We start from the raw sequence: 15,902 nt of genomic DNA, 5'->3' as shown, positions 1-15,902 counted from the left end.
ATGGATGAGCTCGATCAAGTTAGCATTTACAACTCGACGATTACAAGGGTAATGGAATGCCTGAGCCATGTTGTAGATCCAGAATTAGGCGTCGATGTCATTAATTTAGGATTGATTTATGACGTCCAAATAAATGACCGCAATTGCGATATAGAGATGACACTAACCAACATGGGATGTCCTTGTGCCAATGAACTGGTGGCAAACGTAAAACGAGTTGTCGGTACACTTTATGAGCTCGACAATGTCACGGTCAACCTTGTGTCAACGCCCGTTTGGACAAGAGAAAGAATGACACGAATAGCAAGAATATCTTTGGGTGTTTAATGCGCAACAATAGGTAAAGTTGAACATTTGGTTTGGAGAAAATAAAAAGAACCGAAATCACGAAGTTCATGATTTCGGTTCTTTTTCTATTGTTGTTAAGTTCAAGAGCAAGTTTGACTGTTACATTGCTGTGCGACAATTTAGAAGGCACCTAGGATGGCATTTTTTCATAAACCGCCTTATATTCTTCGACAAATACCTTCTCGCTGGCAATAGTGCGTCTTCTGGGAACATTTACCCGAATTAATGTAAGCCCAGTGTTGCTAAGTAATCAGTATGCACATTCAAGAGACGATAAACACGAGTTGTTTTAGTCTCTGGAAAGACTTGATAAAACTGTAAATAGTCCCCGCTCACTAGGTATCTGTAATTATATTGAGTTGAGGTTCATTGGACGAAAAGAACCGAAATCGTCAAAAGCACGATTTCGGTTCTTCTTGATTGGTATTAAGTTCAAAAGATTTTGGATAACTTCTTTACTATTACATAGCCATAACGCGCTCGCAGCCCTGACCCCTGTGCATAACCCGAAGCTGAATTATTCGGAAAACCGCCGAATTCTTCACATCCATGTTATTGCTCGGGGTCAAACCCGGCCTGCTCACGCTCACTTTTCTATTACCACATACCCAGTACTTTGGTCCAAAGCAGACCACCGCCTAGCCATACGACGATGTAGAAGACACCGAGGATGGCGTTTAGACGCCACCAGTCGGACTGCTTCACGAAGCCAGAACCAAACAGTACCGTGGCTGGGCCACTTGCATAGTGCGTAGTGGAACTAAACAGTGGACCTGCAAAGGCCAACATAATTGCCGCTAACATATGAGGCACTCCAGCAGCCAATGCAACAGCTAGAAGTGCAGCGTACATTGCCGTAACGTGGGCAGTACCAGAAGCAAACAAGTAATGTGTGTAGAAGTAGAAGATAAACAGAATGACCAGCACCATCATCCAGCTAACACCATGCAATGCCGTGCCGATTGATGAAGACAACCATTTGATTAAACCTAATTGAGTCAGTTCGTTTGCCATGAAAATCAGGATTGAGAACCAAATCAATGTGTTCCAAGCACCAGTTTCCTTCAGGATGTCCTGAACAGATAACACACCCGTCAGTAACAATAGTGAAACTGCGATAAAGGCAACCAAGGTTGCATCCAAACCGATGAAACTTGAAGCGATCCAAAGTAGCAAGGCAATCAAGAAGACGCTCATCATGATCTTTTCAGGCGTGCTCATTGGTCCCATGTCAGCTAATTCTTTGTCAGCCCAGTCCTTGGCGTTTGGTGTTTCCTTAACCTCTGGTGGATATAACTTGTAAATAATGTATGGCACACAAATCAAACTAATAATCCCAGGCACCAGAGCGGCGATGAACCAGCTGATCCACGTGATGTGAACGCCAGCTTTACCAGCCATTGCAACAGCAACCAAGTTTGGTGCCATCGCAGTCAGGAACATTGCAGAAGTAATGATGTCCCCTTGGAATTCGGTATAAACAAGGAACGAACCAATCTTACGTTCAGTCCCATCTTTAGGATGTGAGCCAAACGTTGTTGCTAGTGATTCGATAATTGGGAAGATAATCCCACCGGCACGGGCCGTGTTACTTGGTGTGGCAGGGGCAGTAACCAAGTCAACACCGACTAGTGAGTAGGCCAAGCCTAACGTCCGTTTACCAAACAAACGCACGAAGATCAGCGCTACCCGCCGACCAAAACCAGTCTTGATGAACCCACGTGACAAGAAGTAAGCCATCGCGATCAACCAAACCGTGTTGTTACCAAAGGCAGTTGTGGCATCTTTCATTGGCACGATGCCAAGCAGGACTGTCAGTGTGACCCCGATTAAAGCAACCCCACCAATTGCGATTGGCTGAGTGATACAGGCAATGATCGTCCCAACGAAGATGGCGAGCATATGCCAAGCTGCTAAACTAACAGCGTCTGGGCGAATTGGTGCAAGGAACCAAATGATCAGTCCAACTAACACTGGCCACAGAAAATTTTTGTACTTAACGTTTTCAAGCTTCATGTTTTTTCCCTCTCGTGCCCTCACCGACGCTTAATCGACGAAGGCCGTTTCTTCACATTCTAAGGTGCGTGCATCTTGCGATGTCAGCGCCAACCTAACCAACATGGATATATATATTTACGGTATATCCCTAAACGCGCAGACAACCCCTGAAATCTAATCCTCAGGAGTTGTACAACACATTGTTAATCAAGAAATGTTTGTTAATACTGATAGTACTTGTTCAAACGAATAACCCGACTGTCGTTTACTTGCGGTCGATGTTCGTCATCTTCAATGGATCAACCCATTCGTCGAACTGTTCAGCAGTAACTTTGCCAGACTTCAAGGCAGCAACACGTAATGTGGTTCCGTCTTGGTCAGCTTGCTGAGCAATTTTGGCACTGTCATGGTACCCAATGTGTGGTGACAAAGCCGTAACCGTCATCAATGAATTGTCGACCAATTCTTCCATGCGTTCTTCGTTAACTGTCAAACCATGGATCATCTTGTCAGCAAAGCCGGTCATCGTACCACGTAACAATTCAGCTGATTCAAGGAAAGCATCGATCAGTACTGGTTTGTACACGTTCATTTCGAAGTTACCCTGTGAAGAAGCCATGGTCACAACGACATCGTTACCCATTACTCGAACGGCGGCCATCGTGATTGCTTCAGCCTGCGTTGGGTTAACCTTACCAGGCATGATTGATGAACCAGGTTCGTTAGCAGGGATGTTCAATTCGGCGTAGGCAGCACGTGGACCACTAGCTAAGAAACGCACATCGTTGGCAATCTTCATCAGATCAGCAGCCAAGGTCTTCATCGCACCGTGAACAACGTCAAGGTTGGAGTGTGCGGCCAAACCATAGAACTTGTTCGTCTTAGCTGTGAAAGCAGGCCCGTAAACTTTGCTCATCCGGGCTGCAATGTCATCAGCGAAACCAGGCGCAGCGTTTAAACCAGTACCAACTGCAGTACCACCCATCGCTAATTCAAGCAATGTGCCATCTAAACTCTTCAAGTAGCCCAGGTCATGTTCTAACATGCTGACCCAACCACTGACTTCTTGCCCAAACGTCAATGGCGTTGCGTCTTGCAAGTGAGTCCGGCCAATCTTAACTGTCCGCCAGTACTTGTCCTGCTTAACCTTCAGCTCATCAATCAAGTGTTGTGCCGAATCTTCCAATTCTTTAACGGCAACACTAGCGGTGATGTTCATCGCCGTTGGGAAAATGTCGTTTGAACTCTGACCATGGTTCACGTCATCGTTAGGAAGGATTTCAATTGAGTCATCCAACTTAGCAGCTTCGTGGGCTACGACTTCGTTTGTGTTCATGTTCGTTTGCGTACCAGAACCAGTCTGGTAAACACGAAGTGGGAAGTCCTTACGTAAGTCTTCGTCGCTCAAGCTCAGTAACTCATCGATGGCGCGAATGATGAGTTGACCCTTTTCTGCACTAATTTGATTCAATTCCTGATTGGCTTCGGCAGCAGCTTTTTTGATCTGTAACAGGGCGCGAATAATTGCAATTGGCATGAATTGCCCTGTTGGGAAGTTGTTGCGACTCCGTTCGGTTTGTGGTCCCCATAGTGCTTCGCTAGGAATCTTAACTGGCCCAATGGTATCTTCTTCAACACGATAATCTGACATCAAAATGTGCCTCCAATTCTTTGTGTATTTAGTAACAAACATAAACAAATAAAAAGCGAGGTCGGTGGAACATTTAATCCAGTTTGTGACCTCATTCACTTAACGTTTGTAAGTTTACTAGGTGCAAATAATTATAGTCAAACGAAGCGGTTACCATTAAAAACATTAATAGCTTGCTGTTGAGTGCTTTACAATTGCCGTAAGGACTTGTTTTCGCCCATTTACATTAGCTAGCAAGTATTGTGAAAATTGAAACGAAAATGATGTTTACAAATTTTTTTGACAAACTTCATCATGCAAACTAAAAAACGTCACCATATATGGCAACGTTTCATTGAAATCATTTTTAGTTCATTGCGTCATCAAGCACTTGCTTAAGTTGCTTAGCTGAAGCAACCATCTTGGCTTGTTCTGCATCGGTTAACGGAACTTCAAGAACTTTGGCAATCCCATTTTCGTTGATCAGTGCTGGTGTGCCAATGTACATATCGGACAGGCCGTATTGACCATCAACTGGTGCACCAACAGGTAACACAATATTTTCATTGTGTAATACCGCACGGCTCAATGTCATCAAACTGGTAGCGACACCATAGAATGTGGCCCCCTTCAGTTTGATAATGCTACCACCCTTGGTACGTGTTTCTTGTTCCAACTGTTCAAGTTCAGCCTGTGAAACGCCCGCCTTCTTGGCAACATCCAACAGTGGTTGGCCGTCAACTGTCGCAGCGGAATAGGCAGCAAATTCGCTATCCCCATGTTCACCGAGAATGTCAGCGTTAACACTGCGCAAATCGACATTCAGTTTGTGGGCTAATGCAACTTGCCAACGACTACTATCCAAGGACGTACCAGTCCCGATAACTCGGTTCTTCGGGAATCCTGACAAACGCTGTGTAGCGGCTGTCAACACATCAACAGGGTTAGCAGAAACAATGAACGTGCCCTTGAAACCACTGTCAACAACTGGTGTCACAATGGATTCCAAAATCTTCATGTTCTTATTAACAAGGTCCAAACGCGTTTCACCCGGTTTACGCGGAACACCGGCAGTGATGACAACTAAGTCTGCATCACCAGCATCGGCATAACTACCTGCATGGACATCCAATGGCGACGTAAAAGGTTGAACGTCTTCTAAGTCAAGGGCATCCCCTTTGATGTGATCTTGTTGAATATCAACAATTACTAGTTCATCGGCAACTTGCTGTTGCATCATTGCAAACGCATATGAGGAGCCAACAGCCCCGTCACCAACAAGAACAACTTTTGTATGTTTAATTTGATTAGCCAAAATTTTGCTTCCTTTCTTTATCAAGGGCAATTCGTTTTTATCGTCATTGTGTTGTAGAACACGAATTCAACCGGCCATTCTCACTGCAATTCATGGCGGTAAAGCGCAGCGGGCGGCCATTTCAAACGGCGGTTAATCATCGATCACATCACTATCATCTGCAAATCGATCAGGAGTAGCGTAACCTGCCGACCAGATTATAGTCAAGTGTAAAGATGGTGATTATGTTTGATAATGTGAGGTGATGCACTTTTTGAAGTATGCTTCAGCTTCCGTTACGCTGGGCAGAGGCCAGGTTTCGCTAACATGTAAATTGCTAGTGAAAACAATAGAGATGACACCATCAAAATAACAGTGTCATCTCTAAAACGATATTTACATTTCTCGAAATTCCAAGTCGTTTGTTTGTACTATTCTACGCCTTTGCAGTCAAAGCCTCATCAAGAAAGTCACAAATTCCATCATAGTCTAGTTCTCCGCGGAACCGTTCGATCTCCTTGCCATTTTGAAAGACAGCAACGACAGGTGTACCAGTAATTCTCATGGACTCCGTCAGGCTCGGATTCTTATCGACATTAGTATAATAAACCTTAAATTCACCTGGAAAGTCTTCTTTAAAGGCCTTTTCTAAAAGTGGATGAACCTTTTTGCAATGCGGACATCGTTCAGCACCAAACATAACGAGTTGTGGCTTATCACTCTTTCCGTTCAGTACTTCAGAATTGAAACCATCCTGATTGATTTCTTCAAATACCTTTCGATCAACATCAAATAGGTGAACGTCTTTTTTCTTAGCCTGCATTTCATTTGACTCATCAATAGTTGCCACACAAAGAGCCACATCAGGATAGTATGGTAGCGTGCCGTCAACATCCACCACCGTCTTCGCACCTTTTTTGCCAGCATTTGGCAACCTAAATGTCGTATTATCAACCGCCTCAATTGGCACTTCATTAGGTTTTGGTTCCTGTGGCACATAACTGTATGGATAACGGTAAGCTCTATAAATCATGTTATTTCGAGGTCCATCATCATTATGAGTGAAGTAAGGTGAAATCCATTCCCAAACGACCTCGTAGTCCTTGGTGATTTCAAGAATCCGCCCGTCAGCGCCCTCATCAATCATTGTGTTGCCGTTTGGCAAACGTTGAACATCGGATACATAGGGACTATAAAACTTGCTACTGTCCACCGGCATTACGGCACCCATATTTTCTGGTGTCACACTCCAAACGAGCTTCATTGTAACCGGATTGATTTCCAGTACCCGGCTGTAATCACGCAAAGCATTCTTTGAACCATCTTTGCTACCAGGGTTCGGAACACCGTATCCGGCCCAACCACCGTTGTCAAAAAGTAGAAGGTCTCCTTCACCAGGTAATCCTTTGGGAATCATGTGCAATCCATGTTGACCAATAATCTGACCAATTGCTGCCGCTTTCGGATCGTGTGTATAATCCGGTCCCAACTTCCAGACAATATGTCCACTATCGTGATCAACAATGTACAAAATGTTGGATTCACGTGAATCCATGATGATGTTGTTTGGCTTGAATCGCTCATCACCCTGGTCATACCATTTGTTAGGTCCTAAATAGCTGGCACAATTAGTGTGCATGAAGTCACCAACTCCACCGTCTGGCTCACGCATGTTAGGATTACGTGACAAGATATTTTTTGCTGCTTCATCAAATCCAAATTCATTGAAATGATCAGAACAGCTCCAGCTCCAAATAATATTGCCATCCCAATCGACTTCGTACACAATATCATCCAACAACTTTTTATCGGAAATTGCAGGATTATGAATTGTTCGATGAGCTAAAATCAATGTCTTACCATGGTCAATTGCCGGGTGATCGTTCGGAGAATAATAAACGCTGGCACCTTCACGTTGATAATCGTGGTGTTGACGTGCCATCCAGCGATGATCATGACCTGGGTCATCAATTTTTTCAAAGTGATCAAATTGCCATTCAACTTTACCATCGTAGTCAATTTGAACTAAATTAACACCATCTTGCATACCATTCTCTGGATAACGCATTCCTGAATTTCCCATGAGGTGACCACCGGGTAATAGCTTTGGTGGCATACCTTGAAAGTTCCAACGGCGAATCTCGTTACCGTTCATGTCGAACATCAAAATCCCGTCGTTAATTGTTGGTACGACTGTATATCCGTTCCATGCCTTATCTGGTTTATAAATGACTGTTCCCATTGGAAATACTAAAGGCTGACCCATAATTCATACACTCCTTTTTATATTCTTAGTTTCATTAATTGTAGTTTTACTGATGGACTGGACTAAGCTTGCTTTCCGCTGAATCCTGCGTTAAATCCACGACTTGCTTGAGGTGTCCCTGTTGATACAGCGCAACTGCAAAATTCGAACCAATATTTAGTTGATGATAGAGCAATGATTGCGATGTTATGTCATCAAGATTAACTTTATAGCGCGGCGTTAACAGCGCCTCAATATGCTCCAAACGTTTGACAGATTCATCATCGTATGGCGAATAGAACATTACAGCTTCGTTGCCACTAGTGTCGGCCATAATCTTCTCCAGTTGTGCTGTCTCTTTCAAATATCGTTCAACGTTGACCTCAGCAACTGCCCCATTACCGGACGCAGTAACAACTTGTCGAAGTGGTGTATCCGTACAGTCACCAACGGCATAAACACCTGCCACATTTGTAGCTTGATTACGATTGACTTTGATATAGCCATGCACATCTTTGCCCAAAGTATCAGGCAAAAAGTCAGTTTGTGGAACCATCCCAACAAACGAGAATACGCCAGTTGCATCTACGTCATGTTCCTGACCAGTCAAAATGTTACGAACCGTGACACTAGTAACGGAATCTTCACCATTAATGGATGCCAGTGTTGAATTCCAAATAAACTCAATCTTGTTATTTGCCATAGCTTCACGGCGATCAACCTCATTACAATCTAAAATACCTTCATCGTGCATAACGGCTACAGATACCTTCGATGCACATTTAGTTAGCAAAATTGCATTTTCAATAGCTTGATTTCCAGCACCGAGGACAAATACATGTTGATTCCTAAAAAATTCAGCGTCACAAGTCGCACAATAGGAGACACCGTTTCCAGAAAACTCAGCTTCGCCTGGAATTCCTAGTTGACGTGGTTTGGCGCCCACATCGAGAATTACTGCTCGTGCAGTATAATCGCCTCGCCGTCGAGTATGAACAATTTGTCTATGATTTGCGGCAGCTTCAATGCCACTCACACGGGTAGTTAGCAAACTAACTGAATCCGACTGTGTAACATGTTCCTTAAATCGATCCATTAATGCTTGGCCTGACAGATGTGGACTACCTGGAAAGTTTTCAACATCTAGACTATCTGTGATCTGCCCCCCAAAGCTGCCTTTTTCAATCAATAACGTTTTTAATTCTGCACGCCCGGCATAAATGGCAGCCGTCATTCCGCCAGGACCACCACCAACAATAATTAGGTCATATTCTTCATCACTCATTCATGCCATCTCCTTTTTATAGCAATTCGCTTAATGCATCCCAATTTTTAATATGCAAATGTTGATCCTCGTAAGTCAGAATACGTTCCTCCGAGAGTTGTTTTAACTCGTGATTTAAACTACTTCGACTGACATGCAAAATATCGGCGAGAATCTGCTGTGAGAATGGGATTGGAACACTATCACCATCACGTTGATGAATGCCAAGTAGCCAGAAAGCTAATCGTTCACGAATTGTTTTGTACCCGATACACCTTAAAAGCAGTTGATCACGATAACCTCGACATGACATGTAATAGATCATTGCTTGCGAGAGATTGGCGTTCCGATGCACCAAGGTGCGAAATTGATTTGCATTCATCCATACAACTTCTGAATTTTCAGCACAGACTAAGGTGTAAACAAAGGATCTTGCATGAGAAAACACTAGATATTCCGAAAACATTTCCGATCCAAAAAAATATGAATTATTGAGTTCAAGACCTTCTGCCGTGTAGTTAGTAACACGCAAAGCACCTTTTAAAACAAAACCAACGCGTTGTACTTCTGCTCCTTCTTCAACTATTATCTCGTCCTTGTTATAAGATTCCTTTTGCAAAGAGATATTTTCCAATAAAGTTCTGAATGCCATAAAATCAAAGCTTCTAAATAATTGATTTGATTGCAAAGCTCTTATATCTTCCATATTCTTCAATACCACCATTTCTCACTTATCTACATCTACACAGCAGAAATGTTTTCTGAATTGACCTTTGCGCTTGTTGTTTGCACTTCTGGCTCCATGGTTCGACCCCATCCAAAGAGTACCCAGCACAGCCACAATATCGTTAATATCAAACTAAAGAATGTGGCACCAAAGATTGCAGTTGGAGTGGGTACTGGTAAGAATGGGAATTTGGTGTGCATTTGGGTTGCTACACTAATCACGCCCATCACGTACACACTATTAATTGGAATAATACCGGTGAATGAAGTTGCAACTGTGATAATCAAATATGTTCTTCGTTCTGGTGAAATGTGAGCGGCGTGCCCTATATGGTCAGACATTTCGCCAAACAGCAAAATTCCTGGCAAGTCGCAACCACTGAGTAAAATATTGACGAGTCCAATACCGGCAGCAATTGTTAGTTCAGCCCCACGAGCCGTACGAACAAACCTATGACTTGTAATCCGCTCACAAATCAGATCAACCACACCACTGGCGTGCATAATCGCAATAAGTCCATAAAGAAATATTGTCAGTAAAGAAATATCAACCATACTGTACACACCATCGAATAAAATTCCTGTAAGCAACGTTGGATTATGTGGATCAATGCTAATAACGTCCTTAAATTGAAACAAATTCGTCATCAACCCAACAACAGTTCCCACTACAACGCCCCAAGTAAGACCAGTCAAAATTTCTTTAGTGCGAATACAAATCAGAACAACTACAATAATTGGAATCAGCATCCATAGACCACGAGGGTCAGAAAACTTGGCCAGTGCAGCTGATGAATGGGGCGTGCCCCCTTGACCACCAAAAATGCCGAGTAGAATGACTGTGATAAGTGCAGCGCCAGCAATCCAGGGAATTCGTTGCTGCAACGTTTTAACTAAATCAGCAGGTTCCCCTGTGGTAGAATTTGTTTCCAAACCCAATGTTGCATTAGTTAGTTGTGAGCTTGGTGATAGTGCATCTCCACAATAGACACCGCCGATAATGGCACCTGCAAGAATTGCTGGATTTGATCCCACTAAGATACCCGGTACATAAAAGATAGAAAGTGCTGCAAACAATGCTGCAAATGGAACTCCTGACCCTAAGGCGAAAACGACCGTTCCTATAAATGCCAATATTGTGAAGGCCGCACCATGAAGTCCCAACATTAAACTCAGCCATACAAATCCTTGGCCAACCTTTCCAACTAACAATAATTTGGTAAAAACCCCGATAATTAAAAAGACAAAAATTAATTTCGCATTTCCAAATCGTGCAAGACCGCTAACAATGGTGTTCCAATACTGTTTACGATTCCTAGCCATAAAGAAAACAATCACAAGACCGATTACCGCAGAAATAGTAAGCGCTTTCAAAGAATAATAATGAAAAACAATCGTAAATACACCGCTTAATAAAATGAAGATCAGTGTTGGCACTAAGGCAATATATGGTCCCCCATAAAAGTGTAGTGTAGGCTCTTCATCATGCATTTGACTCGCCTCCTCATCAGTTTTCAAGTTTATCCTAGCATCATATACTTGGTTTTTATGTTGGAATGCCAACAGTTTGTGAATATTTGAATAAGTGTTGACGCTAGCTTAGTTGATTTATTTAACAATCATACATTTACGCTATTTATTGTTGGAAAGAATGGCTGTCCTTAACCTTTTTCTTGGTGCTAAATATTTAAAATCAGTCCCACAAATCTTCCTCAAATTGACCTAAATTCTGGATAAAAATCACTTGGTATAGAAAGTTAATCAAATAAGTTTTAAAAAGCCAGTCATGACGGTGATAACCTGATATAATAAAGTCATTAAAATTTTAAGTGAGTTACCGATTCCGGCAATGGGAGGAAACATATCATGAGTGAACTAGACAACAACGACACTTTCTTTCAGTTTGAAACTGTTGTCATTCGTGATTTTCGTATTTTGTATCAACGTTTCAGTGCATATGCTGCTAAATATGATTTAAACAACAGTGAGTTAGGTGTTTTGGTGGCAATTGTAACTGATATTAAAACGAACCTGACTGATCTATCAGACCGTGTTAACGTCTCTGAATCGGCCGTTTCTCAAGCAATCACTGGATTGATGAAGAAAAAGTATATTCGTTCGGAAACCGATGCTAAAGACCGCCGTCGCCATTTCTTAGCGCCAACTTCAAAGGGAGAAAAACTAGTTATTGATTTCCGTGAGCACGAAAAGGAAATCCTTGATTCCCTCGAAAACGAACTGGGCGACGGTTTTATGCCCACGTTGGTTAAAACAATCGAAACAGCCAAAGATAACGGTTTTACAGAATTTAATCGAAAGAAATAACGTGACCATATGTTAGCTAAATAAACGCCTGAAATTGAGTGTCAGTTTATGACTATTACTCAATTTCAGGCGTTTTTTATTCTTGAGTTAACGGTGATTTGTTGAATCAACCCGATTTGATCTGCATAGTGCTACCAGAGAAGCTTTTGCATTGCCTCGTGATTCAATTGGATTATAAATAAGGCATGTGTTTGCTAAATTGCCTAGTAGCACAACTATGATGTACCAAATCAATTTCCGGTTACTTCAATTGCTATATCCAGTCACCTATTATTACTGACGGCGATTGCGTAAAATTCTTGAACCTACGGTAGCTGGAGGGCGGCAACATTGACACCGAACCGTGAAGGTGTTGTAAATCCGAGAGAACCATTCGGATTTACAACACGGACGGACGCCAAGACTCGCGGTCTTCACGAGGCTTGGCGGCGAGGTGATAGACGGTGTACTTCCGGCTTGAACCGGTCCCACGGCGAGCGTGTCAATGTTGCCAACCGCAAGCGGCATCCACCCCACTAAATCGACAATACCGTTTCTTTTGACCTGCAACCAAAAACGCGCCACACTTTTAACGAATGTGGCACGTAATGTCTACAAACTATTTTTCATCACCGAAGTACCAATCGAAACTGGTTAACCAGTAGCTAGTCCGTTTGTTCTGCTCCATAGCAGCCAATTGTTTCATGTCATCATCGTCCAGACTGAAATCATACACATCGGCGTTTTGCTTAATGTATTCAGGATGAACAGATTTCGGAATCGTCACCAATCCATTCTGTAAATCCCAGCGAATCAACACTTGGGCAGATGATTTGCCGTGCTTCTTAGCAATGGCCTGAATAACAGGTTCTTGCATTAAGGAACCACCAGTCCCACCAAGTGGTGACCACGCTTCTTGTTGAATACCTGTATCAGCTAAGTACTTCTTCAGAGACGGCTGTTGCAACCATGGATGAAATTCGACTTGGTCAACCATTGGCGTGATATCACTTAACGCGATCAATGACTTCATCGTCTGTTCAGAGAAATTGCAGACCCCAATGGCACGTGCCTTGCCGTCTTGATAAATCTTTTCAAACGCACGCCAAGTTTCGGCCCACTTGCCGGCAACTGGCCAGTGAATGAGATATAAATCTACATAATCCAAGCCTAAGCGTTTCAAACTGGCATCGAAATTAGTCAACGTGGATTCGTACCCTTGATCAGAGTTGGCAAGTTTGGTCGTCACAAATAAGTCTTCGCGCTTTTTACCAGCGGCGGCCAATCCCTGTTTGATTCCCTCACCAACTTGTTGTTCATTGCCATAGGCCTTAGCGGTATCGATCATTGGATAGCCCATTTGAATTGCCGAACTCACGGCATTCACAGCATCTTTCGGCTCAGCTTGCCAGACACCCAATCCCAAACGTGGCATTTCAACGCCGTTTGACAATGTTGTCGTATCATTAATTCCTGAAATTTCATTACTCATCATTATTCGCCCCTTTGTTCTCTCAATATTCATCATAGTGAACTCACTATAGAAATGCAAAAGGTAAGAGCGACAAGCCTTTTCAAGCGAGACGCTACTCTTTTTATCCTAAAATGGTTATACTAAATAAGTATAGTTATCAAAGACAAAAGGAAGAGAAAATAGTCATGATTACATTGAAATCACCTCGTGAAATCGAGGGTATGCGTAAAGCTGGCGCTGTGTTGGCCGGTATGCACATCGGTTTACGTGACATCATCAAGCCCGGTATTTCGAGCTGGGACATCGAAAAGTTTGCCGTACGTTACTTTGAAGAACACAACGCCAAGCCCGAAGAAAAAGGCTTCGAAGGGTACGACTTTGCTACTTGTGTCAGCGTTAACGACGAAGTTTGTCACGCTTTCCCACGTAAGGACCTGTTATTAAAGAACGGTGATCTGGTCAAAGTCGACACAGTTATTAGTGTGGATGGTTACATGTCAGATTCTTGCTGGGCTTTCGCGGTTGGCGATGTCAGCGATGAAGTTAAAAAGTTGATGGAAGTTACTAAGAAGGCTTTGTATCTTGGTATCGACCAAGCAGTTGTCGGTAACCGGATCGGTGACATTGGTTATGCTATTCAACACTACGTTGAAGACGAAATGGGCTACGGTGATGTTCGCGAATACGTCGGCCATGGCATTCAGCCGACGATGCATGAAGATCCAATGGTTCCTGCATACGGTGAAGCTGGTAAAGGATTACGTTTGCGTGATGGCATGACCATTACCATCGAACCCATGGTTAACGTTGGTGACTGGCGCTGTGCACCCGTCGCAGACGATGGCTGGACTGTGCGGACTGCTGATGGCAGCCTGAGTTGCCAGTACGAACACACCTTAGCGATTACCAAAGATGGTCCAAAGATTTTGTCGAGTCAGGATCATGAAGCTGACGCTAAATATCTATAAAGAAGTCATTATAAATTTTGCATTGAAGGCTACCCAACTGCCATTAGTTGGATAGCCTTTTTTGGTGTCAATGTTTAGCATCGTTTGTTTCTATACCGAACCACGGAGTATAATCAAACCAATATTTACTCAGGAGGCATCCTTAACTTTCATGGCAAATCGTGGTCTAGACATTAATAACATCATCGTCAATAGCAGCCAAACGGACTTAGAGCACATGGGCGACAAATTACGGGAAAAGGTCCCGTTTGACGCACTCGGCACATTCAAACAAACGCAACGCGATCCAACGCTCTTAATGCAACGGATTTCAGATATGCTAGTTCCTGAATTACTGCCTGAGCGGTATCGGCGAATGGGCGTATCAGCTTTCACGTTCTTTCGTGGCACTGCCGAGCTAATGGCGTTTGACCTCAACCACCAAGCAAGTACCCACATTCCCGTCATCATTTCAGGCGATGCACACTTGGGGAATTTCGGTTTCTTCGCCTCTCCCGAACGACGGTTAGTGTTTGACTTAAACGATTTCGATGAAGCGGGTGTAAATTCATGGGAGCGCGACGTCAAACGACTGCTAGTGAGCGTTATTTTGGCTGGCCGCGAAAATGGTTACACAGATAAAAAGATTCATAAAATCACACGGAACGTGGCCAAAAGTTATCGGGCGGGAATTGAAGCCAGTATCAAACGGTCGACAATTGACCGTTTCTATCCAGCAAACGACGTGGCCAGCATTCTTGGCGCTGTTCCGGAAGGCGATCCAACGGCCGACATGATTCAATACTTCTTGGATAAGGCTGGCAAACGGAACTCAGAACAAGTCGTTAAAAAGTTCACACAAACGACCGATGCTGGTTTACGTTTTGTAGATAACGCAAAAATTACGCGTCACACCAATGATGATGTTACGCGTAATATTATCGATTACCTAGCCGATTATCGTTCCACCGTGCGGACCGACATTGCATTGTTATTATCACAATATCACGTCACTGATATCGCCCGTCATTGTGTGGGCGTCGGTAGCTTTGGCTCGCGCTGTTATTTGGTTCTGCTTACCAGTATTGATGGTAGCCATCTTGTATTACAGATCAAGGAAGCTTTGCCGACTAGAAAAACTGGTGCGGAGCGCCAACTAGCTTTGACCTCAACGTTTGAAGAAAACGAAGGCCGCCGTATCATCGACAGCCAGAAGATTCTCCAATCAGCATCTGATCCCTTTTTAGGTTACTTCCAAAGTAGAAAGCACAGCTTTTATGTTCGCCAGTTCAGAGATATGAAAACTTCAGTGGATCTTGCCACTCTCAACGAAGATCAATTTCACGTGTATGCTGAATCATGTGGTCGTTTGTTGGCAGTGGATCACTGTCAGACACCGACCGGGCCAATGATTGCCGGTTATATCGGTGACTCTAAGAAATTTGACCGAGCAATGACAGATTGGGCCGAAGCGTATATTCCACAGGTCGAAAAGGACTATGCGATTTTTCTTAAGAATCACCCTAAAGAACAAGCACTGACCGATAGTGCAAAATAATAATGTTAATGATATTTGCGTTTGCGCGTAAATGTCATTTTTTTGTCGACTTAACCGAGTTCACTCACTCTGCAGAATAATTTCGCTACACTGACAGTATGAGACTATGTAAGG

The 15,902-nt window shown here is 43.3% G+C and carries 12 protein-coding genes; 4 read left to right on the top strand and 8 right to left on the bottom strand.

What is annotated here, in order from left to right:
• The gene (locus GB993_RS08000; RefSeq protein ID WP_161003836.1) at positions 1–327 is read left to right on the top strand and encodes a metal-sulfur cluster assembly factor; all 327 of its coding nucleotides are present in this window, start codon (positions 1–3) and stop codon (positions 325–327) included.
• Between the two features lie 618 nt (positions 328–945).
• On the opposite strand, the gene GB993_RS07995 is transcribed toward GB993_RS08000, so the two are convergent.
• From GB993_RS07995 to GB993_RS07965, 7 genes are all read right to left on the bottom strand, one after another.
• On the bottom strand, positions 946–2,364 hold the full coding sequence (locus GB993_RS07995) for an anion permease (protein ID WP_152323483.1): 1,419 nt from the start codon (positions 2,362–2,364) through the stop codon (positions 946–948).
• A 247-nt stretch (positions 2,365–2,611) separates the two neighbouring features.
• The gene (locus GB993_RS07990) at positions 2,612–3,997 is read right to left on the bottom strand and encodes a class II fumarate hydratase (protein WP_161003835.1); all 1,386 of its coding nucleotides are present in this window, start codon (positions 3,995–3,997) and stop codon (positions 2,612–2,614) included.
• Positions 3,998–4,343: 346 nt separating this feature from the next.
• On the bottom strand, positions 4,344–5,291 hold the full coding sequence (locus GB993_RS07985) for an L-lactate dehydrogenase (RefSeq protein ID WP_161003834.1): 948 nt from the start codon (positions 5,289–5,291) through the stop codon (positions 4,344–4,346).
• 415 nt (positions 5,292–5,706) lie between these two features.
• On the bottom strand, positions 5,707–7,536 hold the full coding sequence (locus tag GB993_RS07980; protein WP_161003833.1) for a DUF6568 family protein: 1,830 nt from the start codon (positions 7,534–7,536) through the stop codon (positions 5,707–5,709).
• A 46-nt stretch (positions 7,537–7,582) separates the two neighbouring features.
• On the bottom strand, positions 7,583–8,800 hold the full coding sequence (locus GB993_RS07975; protein ID WP_161003832.1) for an NAD(P)/FAD-dependent oxidoreductase: 1,218 nt from the start codon (positions 8,798–8,800) through the stop codon (positions 7,583–7,585).
• A gap of 16 nt (positions 8,801–8,816) precedes the next feature.
• Complete coding sequence (locus GB993_RS07970) at positions 8,817–9,485, bottom strand: Crp/Fnr family transcriptional regulator (RefSeq protein WP_161003831.1); 669 nt, start codon at positions 9,483–9,485, stop codon at positions 8,817–8,819.
• 35 nt (positions 9,486–9,520) lie between these two features.
• Positions 9,521–10,996, bottom strand: coding sequence for a Na+/H+ antiporter NhaC family protein (locus GB993_RS07965; RefSeq protein WP_161003830.1), 1,476 nt, complete (start codon positions 10,994–10,996; stop codon positions 9,521–9,523).
• 375 nt (positions 10,997–11,371) lie between these two features.
• Between GB993_RS07965 and GB993_RS07960 the strand changes: the two genes are divergently transcribed.
• Entirely contained in the window at positions 11,372–11,830 is a 459-nt protein-coding gene (locus GB993_RS07960; RefSeq protein WP_161003829.1) for a MarR family winged helix-turn-helix transcriptional regulator, read from the top strand.
• 598 nt (positions 11,831–12,428) lie between these two features.
• Here the strand turns inward: GB993_RS07960 and GB993_RS07955 are convergent.
• Positions 12,429–13,304, bottom strand: coding sequence for an aldo/keto reductase (locus tag GB993_RS07955; protein WP_161003828.1), 876 nt, complete (start codon positions 13,302–13,304; stop codon positions 12,429–12,431).
• Positions 13,305–13,468: 164 nt separating this feature from the next.
• On the opposite strand from GB993_RS07955, the gene map reads away from it, so the two are divergent.
• Both map and GB993_RS07945 read left to right on the top strand, forming a co-directional pair.
• The gene (gene map, locus GB993_RS07950) at positions 13,469–14,251 is read left to right on the top strand and encodes a type I methionyl aminopeptidase (protein WP_017261265.1); all 783 of its coding nucleotides are present in this window, start codon (positions 13,469–13,471) and stop codon (positions 14,249–14,251) included.
• A 151-nt stretch (positions 14,252–14,402) separates the two neighbouring features.
• A complete protein-coding gene (locus tag GB993_RS07945) occupies positions 14,403–15,788 on the top strand; it encodes a DUF2252 domain-containing protein (RefSeq protein WP_161003827.1) in 1,386 nt (461 codons plus the stop codon).
• Positions 15,789–15,902: the final 114 nt, after the last annotated feature.

The sequence above is a fragment of the Furfurilactobacillus milii genome, from assembly GCF_009864005.1.
Taxonomy (GTDB): Bacteria; Bacillota; Bacilli; order Lactobacillales; family Lactobacillaceae; genus Furfurilactobacillus; species Furfurilactobacillus rossiae_B.
Note: the sequence above shows the minus strand (reverse complement) of the source record. Positions and strands in the feature narration are given on the sequence as shown.

What these genes read in the sequence shown, in the direction of transcription:
- GB993_RS08000 (WP_161003836.1), top strand. Translation starts at nt 1, where the DNA reads ATGGATGAGCTCGATCAAGTTAGCATTTACAACTCGACGATTACAAGG.
- GB993_RS07995 (WP_152323483.1), bottom strand. Translation starts at nt 2,364, where the DNA reads ATGAAGCTTGAAAACGTTAAGTACAAAAATTTTCTGTGGCCAGTGTTA.
- GB993_RS07990 (WP_161003835.1), bottom strand. Translation starts at nt 3,997, where the DNA reads ATGTCAGATTATCGTGTTGAAGAAGATACCATTGGGCCAGTTAAGATT.
- GB993_RS07980 (WP_161003833.1), bottom strand. Translation starts at nt 7,536, where the DNA reads ATGGGTCAGCCTTTAGTATTTCCAATGGGAACAGTCATTTATAAACCA.
- GB993_RS07975 (WP_161003832.1), bottom strand. Translation starts at nt 8,800, where the DNA reads ATGAGTGATGAAGAATATGACCTAATTATTGTTGGTGGTGGTCCTGGC.
- GB993_RS07970 (WP_161003831.1), bottom strand. Translation starts at nt 9,485, where the DNA reads ATGGAAGATATAAGAGCTTTGCAATCAAATCAATTATTTAGAAGCTTT.
- GB993_RS07965 (WP_161003830.1), bottom strand. Translation starts at nt 10,996, where the DNA reads ATGCATGATGAAGAGCCTACACTACACTTTTATGGGGGACCATATATT.
- GB993_RS07960 (WP_161003829.1), top strand. Translation starts at nt 11,372, where the DNA reads ATGAGTGAACTAGACAACAACGACACTTTCTTTCAGTTTGAAACTGTT.
- GB993_RS07955 (WP_161003828.1), bottom strand. Translation starts at nt 13,304, where the DNA reads ATGATGAGTAATGAAATTTCAGGAATTAATGATACGACAACATTGTCA.
- map (WP_017261265.1), top strand. Translation starts at nt 13,469, where the DNA reads ATGATTACATTGAAATCACCTCGTGAAATCGAGGGTATGCGTAAAGCT.
- GB993_RS07945 (WP_161003827.1), top strand. Translation starts at nt 14,403, where the DNA reads ATGGCAAATCGTGGTCTAGACATTAATAACATCATCGTCAATAGCAGC.